The organism is Pseudomonas oryzicola, from assembly GCF_014269185.2.
Classification (GTDB): Bacteria; Pseudomonadota; Gammaproteobacteria; order Pseudomonadales; family Pseudomonadaceae; genus Aquipseudomonas; species Aquipseudomonas oryzicola.
Genome location: NZ_JABWRZ020000001.1, coordinates 1,148,348 through 1,171,977 on the forward strand (window position 1 = coordinate 1,148,348; position 23,630 = coordinate 1,171,977).

Here is a 23,630-nt window from a genome sequence, read left to right on the forward strand (position 1 = left end):
CCTGGCCTCCACGGGCGCGTTTTCATTTACAGTTTCACAAGCATCCCGTGCGAGGAGGCGCTACATGGGCGCAACCAACAGGTTAGCCTGCTATTCCGACCCCGCTGATCACTATTCTCACCGGGTACGCCTCGTGCTGGCCGAGAAGGGTATCAGTGTGCAGGTCATCGATGTCGACCCCGGCCGCCTGCCGCCCAAGCTGGCAGAGGTGAACCCTTACGGGAGCGTGCCGACCCTGGTCGATCGTGACCTGGCGTTGTATGAATCCACCGTGGTAATGGAATACCTCGAGGAGCGTTATCCGCATCCGCCGCTGATGCCGGTATATCCGGTGGCGCGCGGCAACAGCCGTTTGCTGATGCACCGCATCCAGCGCGACTGGTGCGCCCTGGCCGATACCGTGCTCGATTCGCGCAGCAGCGAGGCGGCCCGGACCGAGGCGCGCAAGGCCCTGCGCGAAAGCCTGACCGGGGTCTCGCCGTTGTTCGGCGAGTTCGCCTGCTTCATGAGCGAGGAGCAAAGCCTGGTCGATTGTTGTCTACTGCCCATACTCTGGCGTTTGCCGGTATTGGGTATCGAGTTGCCGCGGCAAGCCAAGCCGCTGCTGGATTACATGGAGCGGCAGTTCGCCCGCGAGCCTTTCCAGGCGAGCCTGTCGTCCGTAGAACGTGAAATGCGCAAGCTTTAAGGAGCCGTTGATGAACTCCAGTCGCCCCTATCTGGTTCGAGCACTGTACGAGTGGATCGTCGACAACGATTGCACCCCCCATATGCTGGTCAACGCCGAATACCCAAAGGTTCAGGTGCCGGATGGTTTCGCCAGTGATGGCCAGATTGTCTTGAATATCTCGCCAAACGCCGTGCGTAATCTGCACATGGACAATGACGCCGTCAGCTTCGAAGGTCGCTTCGGTGGCGTGGCCCACTCGTTGTTCGTGCCGTCTGGTGCCATCCTGGGTATTTATGCCCGGGAGAATGGCCAGGGTATGGTCTTCGAGCTGGAGCCGTCGCAGGATGACGTGATCGACGACGAGGACGATGTACAGCCAGATGATGACGGCCCACCGGAGGGTGGCGGGCAGCCGCCGCGCCCGAGTGGCCGGCCAAGCCTCAAAGTGGTCAAGTAATGAAAAAGGCGACCTGATCAGGTCGCCTTTTTTTGCCGCCAGTATCGGATTACAGGTCGCTGATGGTGCGGACCTGATCCTTGTTGATGCGGGTGCGCTTGCCATCGAGTTGCTGGAACTCGTAGAAGCCGGTATCGGCGTCGTACTCCGGTACGTCGACCGTCTGGATTTCACGGCCGTCGTTGAGGGTGATCTGGCTAGGGGTTGAGCAGCCGGCCAGGGTGGCGAAGGTGCCGATCAGCAAGGCAGGCAGCAGAAGCTTTTTCATGCGGTGTTTCCTGGATATCCGAAAGGGGTGGAGCATTGTTGTTGCCTGCCAGGGCCCTGTCGCCGGTTGCCGGTGAACAGGGCCGTGGCGGGCAATGAATCAGTCGATGTACTCGAACAGCTTGACGATCTTCTGTACGCCCGACACGCCCTGCACCACGGCGGTAGCCGAGTTGGCTTCCTGCTGGGTTACCAGGCCGAGCAGGTAGACGATACCGTTTTCGGTAATGACCTTGATGCGCGAGCTGGGCACGGCATTGTCGGTCAGCATCTGGGCCTTGATCTTGGTGGTCAGCCAGGCGTCATTGTTGCGTGCCAGGATGGAGGAGGGCTGCATGACCTGCAGCTCGTTGTGCACTTTCTTGACGCGCTGCACCTGGCTGGCGGTTTGCTCGGCGAGGTTCTTGAGGTCGGCGCGTGGGGTCTGGCCGGCCAGCAGCACGATACCGTTGTAGCTGCTGACCACGATGTGCGAGCCTTTGTCCAGGTCAGGGCTGGCCTTGGCGATGTTGACTGAGGCCTTGGTTTCGATCAGCGAATCGTCGATCTTGCTGCCGATGGTGCGCGTGCCGCGATCGTCTTCGATCGGCGAATTGCGGGTAGAGGTCAGTACCGAGCTGCAACCGGTGATGCTCAGGCACAGGGTCAGGGCCATCAGGCCGAGGCGCATAGGGGTCATTCTTCACTCCCGAACAGTTGGCTGTCGATCAGGTCGCACAGGCAGTGGATCGCCAGCAGGTGGACTTCCTGGATACGCGCGGTAACCATCGAAGGTACGCGGATTTCCACGTCTTCGGGCAGCAGCAGTGAAGCCATGCCGCCGCCGTCGCGGCCAGTCAATGCTACGACAATCATTTCGCGGTCATGTGCGGCCTGGATCGCCTGGATCACGTTGGCCGAGTTGCCGCTGGTGGAGATTGCCAGCAGAACGTCGCCGGGCTGGCCCAGGGCGCGGATCTGCTTGGAAAAGACCTCGTTATAGCTGTAGTCGTTGGCGATGGAGGTCAGGGTCGAGCTATCGGTGGTCAGCGCGATGGCCGGCAGGCTCGGGCGCTCGCGCTCGAAGCGGTTGAGCAGCTCCGAGGAAAAGTGCTGGGCATCACCGGCCGAGCCGCCGTTCCCGCAAGCGAGCATCTTGCCCTCGTTGAGCAGCGCGTTGACCATGACCAGGCTGGCCTGCTCGATGTGCGGTGCCAGGATGTCCATTGCCTGTTGCTTGGTATCGATGCTGGCCTGGAACAGCCGGCGAATTCGGGATTGCATGTCCATCTGGTGACCTTAAGTAGGGCGGTGGCCGGCGCGACGCGCAACAAGGACCAGCCCGCGAAACATAGAGCAAAAAAATCGAAGTGGGTTCAGCATTCGAAGGCGTTTTTCAGCCATTGCAAGGGCCTGCCTGCGTGGTGGCTGCCCTGCAGGGCGACTACGTCGAAGCGGCAGGGGTGGTTGCCCCAGTGGGCCTCCTGCTGCAGGAACAGGCTGGCGGCGAGCACCAGCCGTTTCTGCTTGCGCCCGTCGATACTGCCAAGGGCGCCACCGAAGCCCGCGTGCAACCGATAGCGGACTTCGACGAATACTACTGTATCGGCGTCGAGCATGACCAGATCAAGCTCGCCGCCTTTGCATCGCCAGTTGCGCGCCAGCAGCTGCAGGCCCTGCCCTTGAAGGTACGCAAGGGCCTGGGTTTCTGCCGCCTGGCCGGCGCTGGTGGGCGACGCTGCGACCATCAGCGAGGGGTGTCAGGCAGGCGCTTGACCTGGCCGCCGGCAAACTCGGCCCAGGGCAGCTGGCGCTCGACACGCTGGCTGGCGTTCATGCTCAGACTGCCCGAAAGGCCCATTACCCGGTTGTCCGGCAGCGCTTTCAGCTGGCCCAGGCGCGGTGCCAGGCTATAGGCATCGACGCCCATGGCATACAGACGGCCCAGGCTGCCGGCAGCTTGCGGCCATTGCTGCACCACCTGCTGGCGCAGGCTGTTGCTGGTGTCGAGCAGCCACGGCGTTTCGCAGAAGCGGATGCCGTTCATGTCGTTGTACTGATTGATGTCACCGCTGGCGCTGTACAGGTTCGAGGTGGCGTAGACCGGCACGTCACCGGCGTACTGGAAGTTCAGCGTCGGCTTGATCTGCTGCGCCTGTTGCGGGGTCGAGGCGAGGAAGATGAAGTCGATGTCCTGGCGGCGCGACGGTTGTGCAGCAATGCTGCCGCCAACCGTGCTCTGCAGGCTCTTGGCGCGGCCTTCGCTCTGGCGCAGCTGGAACAGGTCGGCAATCTGCTGGGCCAGGGCGACCGGCTGGGCGATGCGCTCGGCGGCGAGCAGGGTGCCACCGTTGCCTTCCCACTCCTGGCGGAAGGCGGCCAGCACGCGGTCACCCCACTCGCCACTCGGTACCAGGGCCACGGCGCGCATCATGCCATCGGCGCGGGCGCGGCGCGCCACTTCGCGGGCTTCGTCTTCGGCAGCGAGGCCGAACTGGAACAGTTGCGGCGGCGCCTTTTGCCCGGCGTCGGCGTAGTTCAGTGCCAGGGTGGTGATGGGCAGTTGCGGTTTGCTCGCCAGTTGCTTCACCAACGGTTTTTCCAGCGGGCCGATAACCAGCTGCACGCCAGCGGCCTGGGCCTGGCGGTAGAAGTCGTCGAGCGAGCCGATGCGCGAGCTGTCGAACACCTGCACCGCCGGTGCCGGCTGGCCGGCCTGCTGGGCCTGGAAGTGCGCGGCCATGAAGCCGTCGCGCAGGGCGCGGGCGACGCCGGCCAGCGGGCCGTCCTGAGGCAGCAGCAGGGCGATCTTGGTCAGCGGCTGGCTGGCCAGCTCCTTGAGCTTGGTCAGCGCCAGCGGCAGTTGCTGTGCCGCAGGGTGGCCCGGGTGCTGCTTGACCCAGGCGTCGATAGCAGCCTGTTGTTGCTCCAGGGTGCCGGCGCTTTTCACGGCGAAGGCCAGGCTGGTCCAGCCAGCCAGGGTCTGGTCGTTGACTGGCTGCTGCAGTTGCTCTGCCGGCAGCGAGGCGACCAGGGCCCAGATGGCGTCGTGGTTGGCGCTGGCGGCCGCGCCGCTGAGCAGCGGGGCCAGCAGCACGCGCTGCTGCGCAGCGGCCAGGGCCTGGCCATCGGCTTCGAGGGCGGCAGCGTACACACTGTAGGTGCGCACTTGCTGTTCTTCCGGTAGCTCGCCGACGCGCTGCAGGCTGGGGTGGGCCAGGGCGGTCAGGGCTGCCTTGGGCTGGTTGCGGCTCATGGCCAGCTCGGCGCCGAGGGTGCTGGCGAACACCTGCTGGGCCGGTTTGAGTGGGTCCAGCGGCACCTGCTCGAGAATGCGTGCGGCGCGCGGGAAGTCCTTCTGCTTGTAGGCCAGGTCGGCCGCGCTCAGGCGCAGCAGGGCTGCGTCTTCTGCAGACTTGCTGGATGCGGCCTTTTCGAGCAGTTGCTCGATGCTGGCGTCCGGGGTGCGTGGCAGTTCGCCCAGGCTGGATGAGGGCGAGCTGGCGCAGGCTGCCAGCAGGGCAGCCAGGCAGAGGGCTGTGAACAGCCGCAGGCAAGCGATCATGTAAAGGTCCTGTTACTCGATCAAGGTGGCCGGCAATTGTACCCAAGCGCTGGCCGGGGCGCGATGTTGCCGTGTCGATCCTTCACTATAGGCGGCCTGCCACTGGTCGCCGGCGAAGTTCTTTGCGCCCTGTTGCGGGCACTCGGGCTACAATGGCGGCTTTGATCCGGACGACAGGTGTATGCAGTGACTGATGTGGCAGGGGCTTCGAAATCCACCGTGGGGACGCTGTATGTGGTCGCCACCCCCATCGGCAACCTCGACGACATGAGTGCCCGGGCGCTGAAAGTGCTGGCAGACGTAGCTCTGATCGCGGCCGAAGATACCCGTCATTCGATCCGCCTGCTGCAGCACTTTGGCATCGACACGCCGTTGGCGGCCTGTCATGAACACAACGAGCGCGACGAGGGCGGGCGTTTCCTTGCCAAGCTGCTGGCCGGCGAGAACGTGGCGCTGGTTTCCGATGCGGGTACGCCGCTGATCTCCGATCCGGGCTATCACCTGGTACGCCAGGCGCGCGCGGCGGGGGTCAACGTGGTACCGGTGCCGGGTGCCTGTGCCCTGATCGCCGCCTTGTCGGCGGCCGGCCTGCCGTCGGATCGCTTCATCTTCGAAGGCTTCCTGCCGGCCAAGGCGGCGGCGCGGCGGGCGCGTCTGGAGCAGGTAAAGGAAGAGCCGCGCACGTTGATCTTCTATGAGGCCCCGCACCGTATCCTGGAATGCCTGGAGGACATGGAGGCGGTATTTGGTGGCGAACGCCCGGCGTTGTTGGCGCGCGAGCTGACCAAGACCTTCGAGACGCTCAAGGGCTTGCCCCTGGCTGAGCTACGGGCGTTCGTGGCCGGTGACAGCAACCAGCAGCGCGGTGAGTGCGTGGTGCTGGTCGGTGGCTGGAGTGCGCCGGAAGGCGAGCAGGTGATCAGTGCCGAGGCGCAGCGGGTACTCGGGCTGCTGCTGGCCGAGTTGCCGCTCAAGCGGGCTGCGGCGCTGGCTGCGGAAATCACCGGGGTGCGCAAGAACCTGCTGTATCAATTTGCCCTGGAAAAGCAGAAGGCCGAGTAGTGGCGTATTGATATATCTGCCGGTATTGCTTGTTCTTGGGCGCGCGTGCCGTTAATCTTGACGGCGGAGAGTCGATCGGACAGTCGCTGCCTGTTTTTGTTCCGCAAGGACAGGGGGAGGAAAGTCCGGGCTCCACAGGGCAGAGTGCCAGGTAACGCCTGGGAGGCGCGAGCCTACGGAAAGTGCCACAGAAAATAACCGCCTAAGCACTTCGGTGCCGGTAAGGGTGAAAAGGTGCGGTAAGAGCGCACCGCACGGCTGGCAACAGTGCGTGGCTAGGTAAACCCCACTCGGAGCAAGACCAAATAGGGTTCCATCAGGCGTGGCCCGCGTCGGAACCGGGTAGGTTGCTAGAGGCGTCCAGCGATGGCCGTCGTAGAGGAATGACTGTCCTCGACAAAACCCGGCTTACAGATCGACTCTCCACCTTCCTTCCCTGCTTGATTCGATAGCAGATGCTCCTTGGTAATACCGAAAAGATCTTACTCTTCATAAATCACTTTAACTTCCAACTCCATCAGCCTCTGTGGGTTTGATTTTTCTTGTGTTTTTTTCTCCTCGGCAGTCCTTCCCCCTTCCTTTAATGCGCTAAATCTCGGTCCTGTAAGGCTTTTCCTTCCGAACGTGCCTTGACGGTGCTGCGGGCGGATTCCTATAGTGTGCGCAAGTGGCAGAAAGTGGGATGAAGTGGGTTTTCTGGCACAAAAAAGATAACATTGTGGGGAATCGCAGCCGTGTTCCGCGGAGCCAACGCCGTCAGCCTCGATGCCAAGGGTCGTCTCGCCATGCCGAGCCGGTACCGTGACGAGCTCGATTCGCGTTGCAATGGTCAGCTGATCGTGACCATCGACGCCGTTGACCCCTGCTTGTGTGTTTATCCCCTCGATGAGTGGGAACAGATAGAAGCCAAGTTGCGTGCCTTGCCATCGTTGCGTGAGGAAAACCGCCGCCTGCAGCGCTTGCTGATCGGTAATGCGGTTGACCTGGAGCTCGATGGCAGTGGGCGCTTCCTGGTGCCGCCCCGTTTGCGTGAGTACGCCAGGCTGGACAAGAAGGCGATGCTGGTGGGGCAACTGAACAAATTCCAGCTGTGGGATGAAGATGCCTGGAACGCGGTTTCGGCAGCCGATCTTGCAGCTATTCAACAACCGGGCGCCATGCCCGACGAATTGCGTGACCTGATCCTGTGACCATAGATAGCGGCTTCAACCACATTACCGTCCTGCTCGACGAAGCTGTCGAGGCATTGGCCCTGCGCGCCGACGGTTGCTATCTGGACGGTACCTTCGGCCGTGGCGGGCACAGCCGGCTGATTCTCAGCAAGCTCGGGCCGCAAGGGCGGCTGCTGGGGTTCGACAAGGATCCACAAGCGATTGCCACCGGGCAAGCGCTGGCGGCCGAAGACGGCCGCTTTGTCATTGTGCAGCGCAGTTTTGCCGAGCTGGGCGCGGAAGTGGCCGAGCGTGGCCTGCATGGCAAGGTCAGCGGTGTGTTGCTGGACCTGGGCGTGTCCTCGCCGCAGCTGGATGACCCTGAGCGGGGCTTCAGCTTCCTCAATGATGGGCCGCTGGACATGCGCATGAACCCGGACCAGGGCATCAGCGCCGCCGAGTTCATCGCCACCGCGCCTGAAGAAGAAATCGCCCGGGTATTCAAGGAATACGGCGAAGAGCGTTTCGCCAAGCGCATGGCCCGCGCCGTGGTGCTGCGCCGCGAACAGCAGCCGTTCACCCGTACCGGCGACCTTGCCGAAGTGCTGAAGGTGGCCAATCCGGCCTGGGAGAAGGGCAAGAACCCTGCGACCCGCGCCTTCCAGGGCTTGCGCATTCACGTCAATAACGAACTCGGTGACCTCGAGGCGGGCCTGGAGGCCGCGATCGACGCGCTGGAAGTGGGCGGCCGCCTGGCGGTGATCAGTTTCCACTCGCTGGAAGACCGTATCGTCAAACTGTTCATGCGCAAGCTGGCCAAGGGGGAGGCGGACAACCTGCCGCGCAACCTGCCGGTGCAGCACAAGGTCTTCGAGCCGAAAATCAAGCTCATCGGCAAGGCCCAGTTCGCCTCCGATGCCGAGCTCAAGGCCAACCCGCGGGCGCGCAGCGCCGTGATGCGGGTCGCGGAGAAGCTGCGGTGAGCAGGTTGTTTGCCAAACCTTTGCCAGGCGGGAGCTTCCTGATGCTTCTGCTGTTCGTTGCCGTGCTGGTTTCGGCGATCGCCGTGTCCTACAGCGCGCACTGGAACCGCCAGTTGCTCAACACTCTGTATGGCGAACTGAACGAGCGTGACAAGGCCCAGGCCGAGTGGGGCCGACTGATCCTCGAGCAAAGCACCTGGACGGCTGCCAGCCGTATCGAAAGCCTGGCTTCCGAGCAGCTGAAAATGCGCGTGCCCTCCGCAGACGAAGTACGGATGGTGGCGCCATGATGAAGCTCGAAGGCGCACTGTACCCATGGCGCTTCCGCGTGGTGATCGCCTTGCTGGCGATCATGGTGGGTGCCATCTGCTGGCGCATCATCGACCTGCAAGTGGTCGACCGTGACTTCCTCAAGGGGCAGGGCGATGCACGCAGCCTGCGTCATATCCCTATCCCGGCACACCGCGGGCTGATCACCGATCGTAACGGCGAACCGCTGGCGGTCAGTACGCCAGTCACTACCCTGTGGGCCAACCCCAAGGAAATGCAGGCCTCCAAGGACCGCTGGCCGCAGTTGGCCGCAGCGCTGGGGCAGAACCCGCAGCAGCTGACCGAGCGTCTGACCCAGCAGGCGAGCAAAGAATTCATCTACCTGGTTCGTGGCCTGACCCCGGAGCAGGGCCAGCACGTGCTCGACCTGAAAGTACCGGGTGTGTATGGCCTGGAAGAATTCCGCCGCTTCTATCCGGCCGGTGATGTCACCGCCCACATGGTCGGCTTCACCGACCTCGATGACCATGGCCGTGAAGGGGTCGAACTGGCCTATGACGAGTGGCTGGCCGGCGTGCCCGGCAAGCGGCAAGTGATCAAGGACCGGCGCGGCCGGCTGATCAAGGACATCCAGGTCACCAAGAACGCCAAGGCCGGCAAGACCTTGGCGTTGTCGATAGACCTGCGCCTGCAGTACCTGGCCACCCGCGAATTGCGCAACGCCATTGCCGAACAGGACGCCAAGGCCGGCAGCCTGGTGATCATGGACGTCAAGACCGGTGAGGTGCTGGCCATGGTCAACCAGCCGACCTACAACCCCAACAACCGCCGCAGCATGTTCCCCGCTGCCATGCGTAACCGGGCGATCATCGACGTGTTCGAGCCGGGCTCCACGGTCAAGCCGATTTCCATGAGCGCGGCGCTGGAGAGTGGGCGCTGGAAGCCGACCGACAAGGTCGAAGTGTACCCGGGCAGCCTGCAGATCGGCCGCTACACCATCAAGGACGTGTCCAAGAGCGAGGGGCCGATCCTCGACCTGACCGGCATCCTGATCAACTCCAGTAACGTCGGCATGAGCAAGATCGCCTTCGACATCGGCGGCGAGGCAATCTACCGGGTCATGTCCCAGGTCGGCCTGGGCCAGTACACCGGCCTTGGTTTCCCTGGCGAACGCGTGGGTAACCTGCCCAACCACCGCGAGTGGCGCAAGGCCGAGACCGCGACCCTGTCCTATGGCTATGGCGTGTCGGTAACCGCCTTGCAGCTGGTGCATGCCTACGCGGCGCTGGCCAACGACGGCAAGATGGTGCCGCTGTCGATCCTCAAGGTCGACAAGGCGCCGGAGGCGGTGCAGGCCATTCCGAAGGAAACTGCCGAAACCATCCAGGGCATGCTGCAGCAGGTGATTGAAGCGCCGCGTGGCGTATTCCGCGCCCAGGTGCCGTTCTACCACGTGGCCGGCAAGTCCGGTACCGCGCGCAAGGCCACCGTGGGCTCCAAGGGCTACACCGAGAACGCCTACCGCTCGCTGTTCGCTGGCTTCGGGCCGATGAGCGACCCGCGCTACGCCATCGTCGTGGTGATCGACGAACCGGGCAAGGGCGGCTACTTCGGTGGACTGGTTTCGGCACCGGTGTTCAGCAAGGTCATGTCCGGCACCCTGCGCCTGATGAACGTGCCGCCGGACAACCTGCCGCCACCAGCCCCCGTCGAACAATCGCAAGTCAATGCCGCAGCAGCCGCCAAGGGAGGGCGTGGATGATGACAATGCCATTGAGCAAGCTTTTCGCCCACGCCAGCCGTGACCCGTTGATCCGTGAACTGACGCTGGACAGCCGCAATGTGCGCCCGGGCGATCTGTTCCTCGCTGTCCCGGGCGCCAAGGTCGATGGCCGCGAGCATATCGCCGATGCCCTGGCGCATGGCGCTGCCGCCGTAGCCTATGAAGAGCAGGGCGCGAGCGTCCTGCCAATCACCGATGTGCCGCTCATCCCGGTCAAGGGCCTGATTGCCCAGCTTTCGGATATCGCAGGTCGCTTCTATGGCGAACCAAGCCGCCAGCTGAACCTGGTGGGCGTGACCGGTACCAACGGCAAGACCAGCGTCACCCAACTGGTGGCCCAGGCGCTGGACTTGCTAGGCCAGCGTTGCGGCTTGATTGGCACCCTGGGTACCGGCTTCTTTGGTGAGCTGCAGAGTGGCCGCCTGACCACGCCCGACCCGATCGCCGTACAGTCGACCCTCAATGACCTCAAGAAAGGTGGCGCCAAAGCCGTTGCCATGGAGGTTTCCTCCCACGCCCTGGAGCAAGGCCGGGTCGCCGCGCTGGAATTCGACATCGCGGTCATGACCAACCTGTCCCGCGATCACCTGGACTATCACGGCAGCATGGAGGCCTACGAGGCCGCCAAGGCCAAGTTGTTCGCCTGGCCGAGCCTGCGCTGCCAGGTGGTCAACCTGGACGATGCCTTCGGCCGTCGACTGGCCGACGACTTCACCCGCCGCCCTAGCTTCGACCATGTCGAGACCCGGCTGCTCAGCTACAGCCTGGAAAACCCGGACGCCTCACTGTTCTGCCGCGAAGCGGTGTTCAACGATGATGGCGTGCAGGCCACCCTGGTCACTGCCCAGGGTGAGCGTAAGTTGCGCAGCCAGCTGCTGGGCCGCTTCAACCTCAGCAACATGCTCGCCGCCGTGGCCACCTTGCTGGCGTTGGACTATGCGCTGGACGAGATTCTCGAGGTCACCCCGCAACTGAAGGGGCCGGTGGGCCGCATGCAACGCCTGGGCGGCGGCGACAAGCCGCTGGTGGTGGTGGATTACGCACACACACCGGACGCCCTGGAGAAAGTGCTCGAAGCCCTGCGCCCGCATGCGCACGGCAAGCTGCTGTGCCTGTTCGGCTGCGGCGGCGACCGAGACCGCGGCAAGCGCCCGCTGATGGCCGAAGTGGCCGAGCGCCTGGCCGACCGCGTGCTGGTCACCGACGACAACCCGCGTACTGAAGACCCGCTGCGCATCTTTGACGACATCCGCCCGGGTTTCGCCAAGCCTGCCGAGGTTGAGTTCGTTGCCGGTCGTGGCGAAGCCATCGCACACCTGATCGCCACTGCCGCTGCCGACGATGTGATCGTGCTGGCCGGCAAGGGGCACGAGGATTACCAGGAGATCAATGGCCAGCGCCATGACTTCTCCGATTTGACCGAGGCCGAAAAGGCACTTGCAGCCTGGGAGGCTCCACATGCTTAAGCCGATGTCACTCAGCCAGCTGACCAAAGCGCTGGGTGGTCAACAAGTCGGTGCCGACGCCTCTTTCACCGGCGTCAGCATCGACAGCCGCAGTGTTGGCGCCGGGCAACTGTTCGTCGCCCTGGCCGGCCCGCGCTTCGATGGCCACGACTACTTGGCCGATGTGAAGGCCAAGGGCGCTGTCGCGGCGCTGGTCGAGCGCGAAGTGGCCGATGTCGACCTGCCCCAGCTGCGGGTGGCCGACTGCCGCCTGGCCCTCGGCCAGCTTGGCGCACTGAATCGCGCAGCTTTCGACAAGCCGGTGGTGGCCATTACCGGCTCCAGTGGCAAGACCACGGTCAAGGAGATGCTGGCCAGCATCCTGCGTACCCGTGGCCTGGTGCATGCCACACGCGGCAATCTGAACAACGACCTCGGCGCGCCGCTGACCTTGCTGGAAATCGCACCTGAGCACAGCGCCGCAGTGATCGAACTGGGCGCCTCGCGCATTGGCGAGATCCGCTATACCGTCGGCCTGACCCGACCGCAGGTGGTCATCATCAACAACGCCGGTACCGCCCACGTCGGTGAGTTCGGTGGCCCGGAGAAGATCGTCGAGGCCAAGGGCGAAATCCTCGAAGGCCTGGGCGAAGGTGGCACGGCCGTCCTCAACCTGGCCGACAAGGCGTTCGAGACCTGGCGCAAGCGCGCCGGTAATCACCACATTGTCAGCTTTGCCCTGGACAACCCGCAGGCCGACTTCCACGCCAGCGACATCGGTCGTGATGCCCGTGGCTGCCCTTCGTTCACCTTGCACGGGCCAGGCGGCAGCGTGCCGGTACAGCTGAACCTGTTGGGTACCCATAACGTCAGCAACGCCCTGGCCGCCGCCGCTGCCGCCCATGCCGTCGGTCTGAGCCTGGACGGCATCGCCGCCGGGCTGGCCGCGGTGCAGCCGGTCAAGGGCCGCACCGTGGCGCAGCTCGCGCCGAATGGCGTGCGCGTGATCGACGACAGTTACAACGCAAATCCCACCTCCATGTGCGCGGCCATTGATATACTCGCCGGCTTTTCCGGGCGCACCGTCTTGGTGCTTGGGGATATCGGCGAACTGGGGCAATGGGCGGAAGAAGGTCACCGTCAGGTGGGCGCCTACGCATGTGGCAAGGTCGACGCCCTGTATGCCGTGGGCGCCAACATGGTGCATGCGGTACAGGCATTCGGTGCCAATGGTCGCCATTTCGCTACACAAGCTGAGCTGATCGACGCGGTTCGCGCCGAAAACGCCAGCGACACCACTATCTTGATCAAGGGCTCGCGCAGCGCTGCGATGGAAAACGTCGTGGCGGCTTTGTGCGGTGCCAGCGGGGAGAAACATTAATGCTGCTGCTGTTGGCCGAGTATCTGCAACAGTTCCACAAAGGCTTCGCGGTCTTCCAGTACCTGTCCCTGCGCGGGATCCTCGGGGTACTGACCGCGTTGTCGCTGGCGCTGTGGCTGGGGCCGTGGATGATCCGTACCCTGCAAATCCGCCAGATCGGCCAGGCCGTACGTAACGACGGTCCGCAATCGCACCTGTCCAAGTCCGGTACCCCGACCATGGGCGGCGCGCTGATCCTGTCCGCCATTGCCGTCAGCACGCTGCTGTGGGCCGACCTGACCAACCGTTATGTGTGGGTAGTGCTCATCGTCACCCTGGCATTCGGTGCCATCGGCTGGGTCGACGACTACCGCAAGGTCATCGAGAAGAACTCGCGTGGCCTGCCGAGCCGCTGGAAGTACTTCTGGCAGTCGGTGTTTGGCCTGGCCGCAGCCGTGTTCCTGTACAAGACCGCGCCGACCAGCGTCGAGACCACGCTGATCCTGCCGTTCATCAAGGATGTCACCATCCCGCTGGGCATCGGTTTCGTCGTGCTGACCTACTTCGTCATCGTCGGCTCGAGCAACGCGGTCAACCTCACCGATGGCCTCGACGGCCTGGCGATCATGCCGACGGTGATGGTCGGCGGCGCCCTGGGCATCTTCTGCTACCTGTCGGGTAACGTGAAGTTCGCCGAATACCTGCTGATCCCCTACGTGCCGGGTTCCGGCGAACTCATCGTGTTCTGCGGCGCACTGATCGGCGCCGGCCTGGGCTTCCTGTGGTTCAACACCTACCCGGCGCAGGTATTCATGGGCGACGTCGGCGCACTGGCGCTGGGCGCTGCGCTGGGCACCATCGCGGTGATCGTCCGTCAGGAAATCGTGCTGTTCATCATGGGTGGCGTGTTCGTCATGGAAACCCTGTCGGTGGTGATCCAGGTCGCCTCCTTCAAGTTGACCGGCAAACGCGTGTTCCGCATGGCCCCGATCCACCACCACTTTGAACTCAAGGGCTGGCCAGAGCCACGGGTGATCGTCCGCTTCTGGATCATCACCGTGATCCTGGTGCTGATCGGCCTGGCAACCCTGAAACTGAGGTAGATGAGCGTGTCTTTGATCGCTTCCGACCAATTCCGCATCGTTGTCGGCCTCGGCAAGAGCGGCATGTCCCTGGTTCGCTTCCTGGCGAGCCGGGGCATTGCCTTTGCGGTCGCCGACACCCGCGAGCAACCGCCGGAACTGGACACCCTGCGCCGTGATTACCCGCAGGTGGAAGTGCGCTGTGGTGAACTGGACGTGGACTTCCTGTGCCGCGCCAGCGAGCTGTATGTAAGCCCCGGCCTGGCCCTGGCCACCCCGGCCCTGCAGCAGGCGGCAGCGCGTGGCGTGAAGCTGTCCGGCGATATCGAACTGTTCGCCCGCCATGCCAAGGCGCCGATCATTGCCATCAGTGGTTCCAATGCCAAGAGCACCGTGACCACGCTGGTCGGCGACATGGCGGCCAAGGCCGGCAAGCGCGTCGCGGTCGGCGGCAATCTCGGTACCCCGGCGCTGGACCTGCTGGCCGACGATGTCGAGCTGTACGTGCTGGAGCTGTCCAGCTTCCAGCTGGAAACCACCGACCAGCTCAACGCCGAAGTGGCGACCGTGCTGAACATCAGCGAAGACCACATGGACCGCTACAGCGGCCTGCCGGCCTACCACCTGGCCAAGCACCGGATCTTCCGTGGGGCACGCCAGGTCGTGGTCAATCGCCAGGACGCGCTGAGCCGGCCGCTGCCGGTGGAAGGCCGCCCATGCTGGACCTTCGGCCTCAACCAGCCGGATTTCAAGGCCTTTGGCCTGCGTGAAGTCGACGGCGAGAAATACCTGGCGTTCGAATTCCAGGTGCTGATGCCGGTGCGCGAATTGAAGATTCGTGGCGCCCACAACCAGAGCAACGCGCTGGCGGCGCTGGCCCTGGGGCACGCTGCCGGCCTGCCGTTCGCACCCATGCTCGAAGCCTTGCGCGAGTTCACCGGCCTGGCCCACCGTTGCCAGTGGGTGCGCGAGCGCAACGGGGTGAACTGGTACGACGATTCCAAGGCCACCAACGTCGGTGCAGCCCTGGCTGCCATCGAAGGCCTGGGCGCCGATATCGAAGGCAAGCTGGTGTTGATCGTCGGCGGTGACGGCAAGGGTGCCGATTTCGCCGCACTGCGCGAGCCGGTCCAACGCTTCTGCCGCGCCGTGGTCCTGCTTGGCCGCGATGCCGAGCGCCTGGCCGAGGCTCTGGGCGATGGCGTGCCGCTGGTGCGGGTCAAGACCCTCGACGACGCCGTGCAGCAATGCGCTGCGCTGGCCCAGGCCGGCGATGCCGTGCTGCTGTCGCCAGCCTGCGCCAGCCTCGACATGTTCCGCAACTTCGAAGAGCGCGGGCGCCTGTTCGCCCAGGCAGCAGGAGGCCTCGCATGATCTTCGGCATCCTCAAGCCCTATCCGTCGCCGCTGATCAGCGGTCGCGGCATCGACCTGGACTTCCCGATGCTTGCCGGCTGCCTGGCATTGCTGGGCCTGGGCCTGGTCATGATCACCTCGGCCTCTTCGGAAGTGGCGGCGGTGCAGTCGGGCAACCCGCTTTACCACATGTTCCGCCACCTGGTGTACGTGTTCCTCGGCCTGGTGGCCTGTGGCGCGACCATGATGGTGCCGATCGCCACCTGGCAGCGCATGGGCTTCACGATGCTGCTCGGCGCCTTCGGCCTGCTGGTGCTGGTGCTGGTGCCGGGTATCGGCCGCGAAGTGAACGGTTCCATGCGCTGGATCGGCTTCAGCTTCTTCAACGTGCAGCCTTCGGAAATCGCCAAGGTGTTCGTGGTCATCTACCTGGCCGGCTACCTGGTACGCCGGCAGACCGAGGTACGCGAAACCTGGATGGGCTTCTTCAAGCCGTTCATCGTGCTGCTGCCCATGGCTGCCCTGCTGCTGATGGAGCCTGACTTCGGCGCCACCGTGGTAATGATGGGTGCGGCGGCGGCCATGCTGTTCCTTGGCGGTGTGGGGCTGTTCCGCTTCAGCCTGATGGTGGTGCTGGCGGTGGTGGCAGTTTTCGTCCTGGTACAGGCCCAGCCTTACCGCATGGCGCGCCTGATCACCTTTACCGACCCGTGGTCCGATCAGTTCGGCTCGGGCTACCAGCTGACCCAGGCGCTGATTGCCTTTGGCCGTGGCGAGTGGCTGGGCGTTGGCCTGGGCAACAGTGTGCAGAAGCAGTTCTACCTGCCGGAAGCGCACACCGACTTCGTGTTCTCGGTGCTGGCCGAGGAACTCGGCGTGGTCGGCTCGCTGCTGACTATCGCGCTGTTCGTGTTCGTCACCGTGCGGGCCTTGTACATTGGCCTGTGGGCCGAAAAAGCCAAGCAGTTCTTTGCCGCCTATGTCGCGTTCGGGCTGGCGTTCCTGTGGATCGGCCAGTTCCTGATCAACATCGGGGTGAACGTCGGCCTGCTGCCGACCAAGGGCCTGACCCTGCCATTCCTCAGTTATGGGGGCAGTTCGCTGGTGATCTGCTGTGCCTGCGTCGGTCTGTTGCTGCGCATCGAGTGGGAAAGCCGCACGCACCTGGGCAGCGAGGAACACGAATTCAGCGAAAGCGATTTTGCCGAGGAGACCAGTCATGGCCGCTGACGGCAACAACGTACTGATCATGGCCGGCGGTACCGGCGGCCACGTGTTCCCGGCACTGGCCTGCGCCCGTGAGTTCCAGGCCCGCGGTTACAGCGTGCACTGGCTGGGTACCCCGCGTGGTATCGAGAACGAGCTGGTGCCCCAGGCTGGCCTGCCGTTGCACCTGATCCAGGTCAGCGGCCTGCGTGGCAAGAGCAAGCTGTCGTTGTTCAAGGCTCCGTTCACCCTGGTCAAGGCCGTGCTGCAGGCACGGCGCATCATCCGCCAGCTCAAGCCAGTGTGCGTGCTGGGCTTTGGTGGCTACGTGACCGGCCCTGGTGGCGTGGCCGCGCGGCTGTGTGGCGTGCCGCTGGTAATCCACGAGCAGAACGCCCGTGCCGGTACCGCCAATCGGTTGTTGGTGCCACTCTCGGCACGGGTCTGCGAAGCTTTCCCGAACACCTTCGAGGCCAGCGACAAGCGCCGTACCACCGGCAACCCGGTGCGCCCGGAGCTGTTCATGGACGCACAACGCGCGCCCCTGGCTGAACGCCGTGCCCGCCTGTTGGTGCTCGGTGGCAGCCTGGGTGCGGAACCATTGAACAAATTGTTGCCTAAGGCCCTGTCCGAAGTGCCCGCCGCCCTGCGACCAGAGGTGTTCCACCAGGCCGGCAAGCAACATGCGCCGATTACCGCCGAGCGTTACCGCGAGGCCGGTGTCGAGGCTCAGGTAGAGCCCTTCATCAAGGACATGGCCCAGGCCTATGGCTGGGCCGACATGGTGGTGTGCCGGGCCGGTGCCCTGACCGTCAGCGAGCTGGCGGCAGCGGGCCTGCCTTCGATGCTGGTGCCGTTGCCCCACGCCATCGACGACCACCAGACCCACAACGCCCAATATCTGGCCCGGGAAGGTGCTGCCTTCCTCATGCCGCAAGCGACAACTGGCGCAGCGCAGCTCGCTGAACGCCTGAACGAGGTGCTGATGCAACCCGAGAAACTCAACGTCATGGCAGGCACCGCGCGGCGCCTGGCCAAACCTGCTGCAACCAGCACCGTGGTCGATATCTGCCTGGAGGTGGCCCATGGTTGAGAGCCAGAAAGCCATGCCCCAGCCGAAAATGGGCCGTATCCGCCGCATTCATTTCGTCGGTATCGGCGGCGTGGGCATGTGTGGCATCGCCGAAGTGTTGCTGAACCTGGGCTATGAAGTGTCCGGTTCCGACCTGAAAGCCTCGCCGGTGACCGAGCGCCTGGAATCGTTCGGCGCCGAGATCTTCGTCGGCCACCGCGCCGAGAACGCCGCCACCGCCGACGTGCTGGTGGTGTCCAGCGCGATCAACCCGGCCAACCCGGAAGTCGCCACTGCGCTGGAGCGGCGCATTCCGGTGGTACCGCGTGCCGAAATGCTCGCCGAGCTGATGCGTTACCGCCATGGCGTGGCCGTTGCCGGTACCCACGGCAAGACCACCACCACCAGCCTGCTGGCCTCGGTATTCGCCGCCGGCGGCCTGGACCCGACCTTCGTCATCGGTGGCCGCCTGACGGCTGCCGGGACCAACGCCCAGCTGGGCACCAGCCGCTACCTGATCGCCGAAGCAGACGAAAGCGACGCCAGCTTCCTGCACCTGCAACCGATGGTGGCCGTGGTCACCAATATCGACGCCGACCACATGGCGACCTACGAAGGCGACTTCAACAAGCTGAAGAAAACCTTCGTCGAGTTCCTGCACAACCTGCCGTTCTACGGCCTGGCCGTGATGTGCCTGGACGACCCGGTGGTGCGGGAGATCCTGCCGCAGGTCAAGCGCCCGACCGTGACCTACGGCTTCAGCGAAGAGGCCGACATCCGCGCCATCAACGTGCGCCAGCAGGGCATGCAGACCCATTTCACCGTGCTGCGCCGCGATCGCGAGCCGCTGGAGGTGTCGGTGAACATGCCCGGCAACCACAACGTGCTCAATGCCTTGGCCACCATCGCCATCGCCACTGACGAAGGCATCACCGACGAGGCCATCGTCCAGGGCCTGTCCGGCTTCCAGGGCGTCGGCCGGCGCTTCCAGGTGTACGGCGAACTGCCGGTCGAAGGCGGCAGCGTGATGCTGGTCGACGACTACGGCCACCACCCGACCGAAGTGGCTGCGGTGATCAAGGCCGTGCGTGGTGGCTGGCCAAGCCGTCGCCTGGTGATCGTCTATCAGCCGCACCGCTACAGCCGCACCCGCGACCTGTACGACGATTTCGTCCAGGTGCTGGGCGATGCCAACGTGCTGCTGCTGATGGAAGTCTACCCGGCAGGCGAAGAGCCGATCCCCGGTGCCGACAGCCGCCAGCTGTGCCACAGCATCCGCCAGCGCGGCAAGCTGGACCCGATCTACATCGAACGTGGCGTCGAGCTGGCGCCGCTGGTCAAGCCACTGCTGCGCGCTGGCGACATCCTGATCTGCCAGGGTGCCGGTGATGTCGGCGGGCTGGCCCCGCAATTGATGAAAAGCCCGCTGTTCGCAGGCGCCAAGCAGGAGAAGTCGAAATGACCAGCGCCTACGAAAAACTGCATTCGACCCTGGACGTCAAGGCGTTCGGCCGCGTCGCGGTGCTGTACGGCGGCAAGAGTGCCGAACGGGAAGTGTCGCTGAAGTCTGGCGCTGCGGTGATCGACGCGCTGACCACCGCCGGTGTCGACGTCGTCGCCATCGACGTGGGTGACGACCTGCTCGATCGCCTGCAACGCGAGAAGATCGACCGCGCCTTCATCATCCTCCACGGCCGTGGCGGTGAAGACGGCAGCATGCAAGGCCTGCTCGAGTGCCTGGGCATCCCTTACACCGGCAGTGGCATCCTTGCCTCGGCGCTGGCCATGGACAAGTTGCGCACCAAGCAGGTGTGGCAGAGCCTGGGCATTCCGACCCCGCGTCATGCCGTGCTCGCGAGCGCAGACGATTGCCGCCTGGCCGCTACGGAACTGGGCTTCCCGCTGATCGTCAAACCTGCCCATGAAGGTTCCAGCATCGGCATGGCCAAGGTGAACAGCACCGAGGAACTGGTCGCCGCCTGGCAGGACGCCGCCAATTACGATTCCCAGGTACTGGTGGAGCAGTGGATCCACGGCCCGGAGTTCACCGTCGCGGTATTGCGCGGCCAGGTGTTGCCGCCGATCGCCCTGGGTACGCCGCACGTGTTCTACGACTACGACGCCAAGTACATCGCCAACGATACCCAGTACCGCATTCCGTGCGGCCTGGACAGTGTCAAGGAACAGGAACTGATCGACCTGACCGCGCGCGCCTGCGATGCCATCGGCATCGAAGGCTGGGGGCGGCTGGACGTGATGCAGGACGAGCAGGGCCGGTTCTGGCTGCTCGAAGTCAACACCGCACCCGGCATGACCGACCATAGCCTGGTGCCCATGGCGGCCCGCGCGGCCGGCCTGGACTTCCAGCAACTGGTGCTGGCGATCCTGGCCGAAAGCGTGGCGACGCGAGGTTAACAACCATGCAAGGCGCGATGATACGTCAGCAGCAACCCGTTACCGGCCGTAGCAAGCCGGTGCCGCGTGGTGCCAGTCGGCTGGTGGCCGACGAGCCTGTATCGGCGCGCCTGCCGCGGCCCAGCCTGGGTGGCCTCAAGCGCCTGCTGTGGCCGGTGGTGCTGGTGGCAGCCGGCTTTGGTGCCTATGAAGGCGCCATTCGCCTGATGCCGTACGCCGACCGGCCGATCACCAAGATCGATGTGCAGGGCGACCTCAGCTACATCAGCCAGCAGTCGGTGCAGCAACGCATTGCGCCCTACGTCGCGGCGAGCTTCTTCAGTGTCGACTTGCCGGCGATGCGTGCCGAGCTCGAGCAGATGCCGTGGATCGCCCATGCCGAAGTGCGCCGAGTGTGGCCGGACGAGGTGGTGATCCACCTGGAAGAACAGTTGCCGGTAGCACGCTGGGGTGACGAGGCCCTGCTCAACAACCAGGGCCAGGCCTTCACCCCGCGCGAACTGGCCAACTACGAGCACCTGCCGCAGCTGGCCGGGCCGCAGCGTGCGCAGCAACAAGTCATGCAGCAGTATCAGGTATTGAGCCAGATGCTGCGCCCCTTGGGCTTTTCCATCGCTCGCCTGGAGCTGCGCGAGCGAGGCAGCTGGTTCCTGACCACCGGTGCGAGCAGCGCCGGGCCGGGTATCGAGCTGCTGCTGGGGCGCGACCATCTGGTGGAGAAGATGCGCCGTTTCATTGCCATTTACGACAAGACGCTTAAAGAGCAGATCACCAACATCGCCCGCATTGATCTGCGATACGCCAACGGACTTGCCGTTGGATGGCGGGAACCGATTGCACCGACGACGGCCCAACCCGCCGTTGCGAAGAATTAGAGAGAGGCAGGACCATGGCAAACGCGCATAGCGGCAAAATGATCGTCGGGCTGGACATCGGCACCTCCAAGGTGGTGGCGCTGGTGGGCGAAGTGGGCGAGGACGGCACCCTGGAAATCGTCGGGATCGGTACTCATCCGTCCCGCGGCCTGAAGAAAGGCGTGGTGGTGAACATCGAGTCCACCGTGCAGTCGATCCAGCGCGCTGTCGAAGAAGCGCAGCTGATGGCCGGCTGCCGCATCCACTCGGCGTTCGTCGGTGTGGCCGGCAACCACATCCGCAGCCTGAATTCCCACGGCATCGTCGCCATCCGCGACCGTGAAGTCAGCCTGGCCGACCTGGAGCGCGTGCTCGATGCCGCCCAGGCCGTGGCCATCCCGGCCGACCAGCGGGTGCTGCACACCCTGCCGCAGGACTACGTGATCGACAACCAGGAAGGCGTGCGCGAGCCGCTGGGCATGTCTGGCGTACGTCTGGAAGCCAAGGTCCACGTGGTCACCTGCGCGGTCAACGCGGCGCAGAACATCGAGAAGTGCGTACGCCGCTGTGGCCTGGAAATCGACGACATCATCCTCGAGCAGCTGGCCTCGGCCTACTCGGTGCTGACCGACGATGAAAAAGAACTGGGCGTGTGCCTGGTGGACATTGGTGGCGGCACCACTGATATCGCCATCTTCACCGAGGGCGCGATCCGTCACACCGCGGTGATCCCGATCGCCGGCGACCAGGTGACCAACGACATCGCCATGGCCCTGCGTACCCCTACCCAGTACGCCGAAGAAATCAAGATTCGCTACGCCTGCGCCCTGGCCAAGCTGGCGGGTGCCGGCGAAACCATCAAGGTGCCGAGCGTGGGCGACCGCCCACCGCGCGAGCTGTCGCGCCAGGCCCTGGCCGAAGTGGTGGAGCCGCGTTACGACGAGCTCTTCACCCTGATCCAGGCCGAGCTGCGCCGCAGCGGCTACGAGGACCTGGTGCCGGCCGGCATCGTCCTGACCGGCGGCACCGCGAAGATGGAAGGCGCCGTGGAACTGGCCGAGGAAATCTTCCACATGCCGGTACGCCTGGGCGTACCGCACAGCGTTCGGGGGCTGAGCGACGTGGTGCGCAACCCGATCTATTCCACCGGCGTGGGCTTGCTCACCTACGGCCTGCAGAAGCAGACCGAAGACCTGCCCCTGACCGGTAACAGCAGCAACAACAGCTATGGCGATGAACCGAAGGCCCCGGTGCTTGAACGCTTCAAGCGCTGGGTCCAGGGCAACTTCTAAGTTTCAAAGCAGTAGTGGTAGGCGCGACAACTAGAGAACTGTAAGGAGAGGGAAAATGTTCGAGCTCGTAGACAACGTCCCGCAAAGTCCGGTCATCAAGGTGATCGGCGTTGGCGGTGGTGGCGGCAACGCCGTCAACCACATGGTCAAGAGCAGCATCGAAGGCGTGGAATTCATCTGCGCCAACACCGATGCCCAGGCGCTGAAGAACATCGGCGCGCGCACCATCCTGCAATTGGGCACTGGCGTGACCAAGGGCCTGGGTGCCGGTGCCAACCCGGAAGTCGGCCGCCAGGCCGCGCTGGAAGACCGTGAGCGCATCGCTGAAGTGCTGCAGGGCACCAACATGGTGTTCATCACCACTGGCATGGGCGGCGGTACCGGTACCGGTGCTGCGCCGATCATCGCCGAAGTGGCCAAGGAAATGGGCATTCTCACCGTTGCCGTGGTGACCCGTCCGTTCCCGTTCGAAGGCCGCAAGCGCATGCAGATCGCCGATGAAGGCATCCGCATGCTGGCCGAAAGCGTCGACTCGCTGATCACCATCCCGAACGAGAAGCTGCTGACCATCCTGGGCAAGGATGCCAGCCTGCTGTCCGCCTTCGCCAAGGCTGACGACGTACTCGCCGGTGCGGTGCGCGGCATTTCCGACATCATCAAGCGCCCGGGCATGATCAACGTCGACTTCGCCGACGTGCGCACCGTGATGGGTGAAATGGGCATGGCCATGATGGGTACCGGCTGCGCCAGCGGCCCGAACCGTGCGCGTGAAGCGACCGAGGCGGCCATCCGCAACCCGCTGCTGGAAGACGTCAACCTGCAGGGCGCCCGCGGCATCCTGGTGAACATCACCGCCGGCCCGGACCTGTCGCTGGGTGAGTACTCCGACGTGGGTAGCATCATCGAAGCCTTCGCCTCCGACCACGCCATGGTCAAGGTCGGTACCGTGATCGACCCGGACATGCGTGACGAGCTGCACGTGACCGTGGTGGCCACTGGCCTGGGTGCGCGCATCGAGAAGCCTGTGAAAGTGGTCGACAATACCCTGCAGACTGCCCAGCAGGCGTATGAAGCGTCCAACCCGGCGCCGGTTCGCCAGGAGCAGCCTGCGGTCAACTACCGTGACCTGGAGCGCCCGACCGTCATGCGCAACCAGGCCCATGCAGGTGCTGCTGCAGCGGCTAAACTCAACCCGCAGGATGACCTGGACTACCTCGATATCCCGGCATTCCTGCGTCGTCAGGCTGATTAATGGAATTTATCAGGGGTATAAAGGTGATTGGTATTCATCAAAGGTTGGGTCTGTTATCATCCCCAGCCTTTGTTGATACCTGTTCGCAATTTGCGCTGAAGCGGCCAATG

23 protein-coding genes and 1 other RNA gene are annotated in these 23,630 nt (G+C 64.2%); 19 read left to right on the forward strand and 5 right to left on the reverse strand.

What is annotated here, in order from left to right; genetic code table 11:
• Positions 1-64: 64 nt before the first annotated feature.
• Together HU760_RS05205 and HU760_RS05210 are read left to right on the forward strand one after the other, a co-directional pair.
• Positions 65-688, forward strand: a complete 624-nt coding sequence (locus tag HU760_RS05205; RefSeq protein ID WP_186675153.1) for a glutathione S-transferase N-terminal domain-containing protein — start codon at positions 65-67, stop codon at positions 686-688.
• Positions 689-698: 10 nt separating this feature from the next.
• Positions 699-1,127 carry a ClpXP protease specificity-enhancing factor gene (locus HU760_RS05210; RefSeq protein WP_186675152.1) on the forward strand — a complete coding sequence of 143 codons (429 nt, stop codon included), beginning with the start codon at positions 699-701 and terminating at the stop codon, positions 1,125-1,127.
• A gap of 49 nt (positions 1,128-1,176) precedes the next feature.
• Here the strand turns inward: HU760_RS05210 and HU760_RS05215 are convergent, their stop codons facing one another.
• From HU760_RS05215 to HU760_RS05235, 5 genes are all read right to left on the reverse strand, one after another.
• Entirely contained in the window at positions 1,177-1,395 is a 219-nt protein-coding gene (locus tag HU760_RS05215; protein ID WP_170032434.1) for a YgdI/YgdR family lipoprotein, read from the reverse strand.
• A gap of 99 nt (positions 1,396-1,494) precedes the next feature.
• Positions 1,495-2,073: a BON domain-containing protein gene (locus HU760_RS05220; protein WP_186675151.1), complete on the reverse strand. Its 579-nt coding sequence runs from the start codon at positions 2,071-2,073 to the stop codon at positions 1,495-1,497.
• Positions 2,070-2,663 (reverse strand): phosphoheptose isomerase, encoded by a 594-nt coding sequence (locus HU760_RS05225; protein ID WP_170032430.1) that lies wholly within the window; start codon positions 2,661-2,663, stop codon positions 2,070-2,072. The genes HU760_RS05220 and HU760_RS05225 overlap by 4 nt, the downstream gene beginning before the upstream one ends.
• An 86-nt stretch (positions 2,664-2,749) precedes the next feature.
• Entirely contained in the window at positions 2,750-3,121 is a 372-nt protein-coding gene (locus HU760_RS05230) for a YraN family protein (protein WP_186675150.1), read from the reverse strand.
• Complete coding sequence (locus HU760_RS05235; RefSeq protein ID WP_186675149.1) at positions 3,121-4,938, reverse strand: penicillin-binding protein activator; 1,818 nt, start codon at positions 4,936-4,938, stop codon at positions 3,121-3,123. Before HU760_RS05235 ends, HU760_RS05230 begins: the two co-directional genes overlap by 1 nt.
• Positions 4,939-5,124: 186 nt before the next feature.
• On the opposite strand from HU760_RS05235, the gene rsmI reads away from it, so the two are divergent.
• The 17 genes from rsmI (at position 5,125) to ftsZ (ending at position 23,520) form a co-directional block, all read left to right on the forward strand.
• Entirely contained in the window at positions 5,125-6,000 is an 876-nt protein-coding gene (gene rsmI, locus HU760_RS05240; protein WP_186675148.1) for a 16S rRNA (cytidine(1402)-2'-O)-methyltransferase, read from the forward strand.
• Between the two features lie 67 nt (positions 6,001-6,067).
• Positions 6,068-6,427, forward strand: an RNA gene (gene rnpB, locus HU760_RS05245) — RNase P RNA component class A.
• Between the two features lie 307 nt (positions 6,428-6,734).
• A complete protein-coding gene (gene mraZ, locus HU760_RS05250; protein ID WP_029612140.1) occupies positions 6,735-7,190 on the forward strand; it encodes a division/cell wall cluster transcriptional repressor MraZ in 456 nt (151 codons plus the stop codon).
• A complete protein-coding gene (gene rsmH, locus HU760_RS05255; RefSeq protein ID WP_437179775.1) occupies positions 7,187-8,134 on the forward strand; it encodes a 16S rRNA (cytosine(1402)-N(4))-methyltransferase RsmH in 948 nt (315 codons plus the stop codon). The genes mraZ and rsmH overlap by 4 nt, the downstream gene beginning before the upstream one ends.
• On the forward strand, positions 8,131-8,424 hold the full coding sequence (gene ftsL / locus HU760_RS05260; protein ID WP_056801817.1) for a cell division protein FtsL: 294 nt from the start codon (positions 8,131-8,133) through the stop codon (positions 8,422-8,424). The genes rsmH and ftsL overlap by 4 nt, the downstream gene beginning before the upstream one ends.
• Positions 8,424-10,166: a peptidoglycan D,D-transpeptidase FtsI family protein gene (locus tag HU760_RS05265; protein ID WP_186675342.1), complete on the forward strand. Its 1,743-nt coding sequence runs from the start codon at positions 8,424-8,426 to the stop codon at positions 10,164-10,166. Before ftsL ends, HU760_RS05265 begins: the two co-directional genes overlap by 1 nt.
• Positions 10,163-11,653 carry a UDP-N-acetylmuramoyl-L-alanyl-D-glutamate--2,6-diaminopimelate ligase gene (locus tag HU760_RS05270; protein ID WP_437179776.1) on the forward strand — a complete coding sequence of 497 codons (1,491 nt, stop codon included), beginning with the start codon at positions 10,163-10,165 and terminating at the stop codon, positions 11,651-11,653. Before HU760_RS05265 ends, HU760_RS05270 begins: the two co-directional genes overlap by 4 nt.
• Positions 11,646-13,013 carry a UDP-N-acetylmuramoyl-tripeptide--D-alanyl-D-alanine ligase gene (locus tag HU760_RS05275; RefSeq protein ID WP_186675146.1) on the forward strand — a complete coding sequence of 456 codons (1,368 nt, stop codon included), beginning with the start codon at positions 11,646-11,648 and terminating at the stop codon, positions 13,011-13,013. The genes HU760_RS05270 and HU760_RS05275 overlap by 8 nt, the downstream gene beginning before the upstream one ends.
• Complete coding sequence (gene mraY / locus HU760_RS05280; protein WP_015271711.1) at positions 13,013-14,095, forward strand: phospho-N-acetylmuramoyl-pentapeptide-transferase; 1,083 nt, start codon at positions 13,013-13,015, stop codon at positions 14,093-14,095. Before HU760_RS05275 ends, mraY begins: the two co-directional genes overlap by 1 nt.
• A gap of 6 nt (positions 14,096-14,101) precedes the next feature.
• On the forward strand, positions 14,102-15,448 hold the full coding sequence (gene murD, locus HU760_RS05285) for a UDP-N-acetylmuramoyl-L-alanine--D-glutamate ligase (RefSeq protein ID WP_186675145.1): 1,347 nt from the start codon (positions 14,102-14,104) through the stop codon (positions 15,446-15,448).
• Positions 15,445-16,659, forward strand: coding sequence for a putative lipid II flippase FtsW (ftsW, locus tag HU760_RS05290; RefSeq protein WP_189665465.1), 1,215 nt, complete (start codon positions 15,445-15,447; stop codon positions 16,657-16,659). The genes murD and ftsW overlap by 4 nt, the downstream gene beginning before the upstream one ends.
• Entirely contained in the window at positions 16,649-17,728 is a 1,080-nt protein-coding gene (gene murG, locus HU760_RS05295) for an undecaprenyldiphospho-muramoylpentapeptide beta-N-acetylglucosaminyltransferase (protein ID WP_186675144.1), read from the forward strand. Before ftsW ends, murG begins: the two co-directional genes overlap by 11 nt.
• Positions 17,721-19,169 carry a UDP-N-acetylmuramate--L-alanine ligase gene (gene murC, locus HU760_RS05300; RefSeq protein ID WP_003251860.1) on the forward strand — a complete coding sequence of 483 codons (1,449 nt, stop codon included), beginning with the start codon at positions 17,721-17,723 and terminating at the stop codon, positions 19,167-19,169. The genes murG and murC overlap by 8 nt, the downstream gene beginning before the upstream one ends.
• Positions 19,166-20,122, forward strand: coding sequence for a D-alanine--D-alanine ligase (locus HU760_RS05305; protein WP_186675143.1), 957 nt, complete (start codon positions 19,166-19,168; stop codon positions 20,120-20,122). The genes murC and HU760_RS05305 overlap by 4 nt, the downstream gene beginning before the upstream one ends.
• Positions 20,123-20,127: 5 nt before the next feature.
• The gene (locus HU760_RS05310; RefSeq protein WP_186675142.1) at positions 20,128-20,997 is read left to right on the forward strand and encodes a cell division protein FtsQ/DivIB; all 870 of its coding nucleotides are present in this window, start codon (positions 20,128-20,130) and stop codon (positions 20,995-20,997) included.
• 14 nt (positions 20,998-21,011) lie between these two features.
• Positions 21,012-22,268: a cell division protein FtsA gene (gene ftsA / locus HU760_RS05315; RefSeq protein ID WP_015271706.1), complete on the forward strand. Its 1,257-nt coding sequence runs from the start codon at positions 21,012-21,014 to the stop codon at positions 22,266-22,268.
• A gap of 55 nt (positions 22,269-22,323) precedes the next feature.
• Positions 22,324-23,520: a cell division protein FtsZ gene (gene ftsZ, locus HU760_RS05320; RefSeq protein ID WP_003251871.1), complete on the forward strand. Its 1,197-nt coding sequence runs from the start codon at positions 22,324-22,326 to the stop codon at positions 23,518-23,520.
• The last annotated feature ends 110 nt before the right edge of the window (positions 23,521-23,630 follow it).

Coding starts and splice junctions, on each gene's coding strand:
- murG (WP_186675144.1), top strand. CDS start 16,649: ATGGCCGCTGACGGCAACAACGTACTGATCATGGCCGGCGGTACCGGC.
- ftsZ (WP_003251871.1), top strand. CDS start 22,324: ATGTTCGAGCTCGTAGACAACGTCCCGCAAAGTCCGGTCATCAAGGTG.
- HU760_RS05265 (WP_186675342.1), top strand. CDS start 8,424: ATGAAGCTCGAAGGCGCACTGTACCCATGGCGCTTCCGCGTGGTGATC.
- HU760_RS05205 (WP_186675153.1), top strand. CDS start 65: ATGGGCGCAACCAACAGGTTAGCCTGCTATTCCGACCCCGCTGATCAC.
- HU760_RS05210 (WP_186675152.1), top strand. CDS start 699: ATGAACTCCAGTCGCCCCTATCTGGTTCGAGCACTGTACGAGTGGATC.
- HU760_RS05225 (WP_170032430.1), bottom strand. CDS start 2,663: ATGGACATGCAATCCCGAATTCGCCGGCTGTTCCAGGCCAGCATCGAT.
- ftsA (WP_015271706.1), top strand. CDS start 21,012: ATGGCAAACGCGCATAGCGGCAAAATGATCGTCGGGCTGGACATCGGC.
- HU760_RS05230 (WP_186675150.1), bottom strand. CDS start 3,121: ATGGTCGCAGCGTCGCCCACCAGCGCCGGCCAGGCGGCAGAAACCCAG.
- HU760_RS05275 (WP_186675146.1), top strand. CDS start 11,646: ATGCTTAAGCCGATGTCACTCAGCCAGCTGACCAAAGCGCTGGGTGGT.
- murC (WP_003251860.1), top strand. CDS start 17,721: ATGGTTGAGAGCCAGAAAGCCATGCCCCAGCCGAAAATGGGCCGTATC.
- mraY (WP_015271711.1), top strand. CDS start 13,013: ATGCTGCTGCTGTTGGCCGAGTATCTGCAACAGTTCCACAAAGGCTTC.
- HU760_RS05215 (WP_170032434.1), bottom strand. CDS start 1,395: ATGAAAAAGCTTCTGCTGCCTGCCTTGCTGATCGGCACCTTCGCCACC.
- HU760_RS05235 (WP_186675149.1), bottom strand. CDS start 4,938: ATGATCGCTTGCCTGCGGCTGTTCACAGCCCTCTGCCTGGCTGCCCTG.
- HU760_RS05305 (WP_186675143.1), top strand. CDS start 19,166: ATGACCAGCGCCTACGAAAAACTGCATTCGACCCTGGACGTCAAGGCG.
- HU760_RS05310 (WP_186675142.1), top strand. CDS start 20,128: ATGCAAGGCGCGATGATACGTCAGCAGCAACCCGTTACCGGCCGTAGC.
- HU760_RS05220 (WP_186675151.1), bottom strand. CDS start 2,073: ATGACCCCTATGCGCCTCGGCCTGATGGCCCTGACCCTGTGCCTGAGC.
- ftsW (WP_189665465.1), top strand. CDS start 15,445: ATGATCTTCGGCATCCTCAAGCCCTATCCGTCGCCGCTGATCAGCGGT.
- HU760_RS05270 (WP_437179776.1), top strand. CDS start 10,163: ATGATGACAATGCCATTGAGCAAGCTTTTCGCCCACGCCAGCCGTGAC.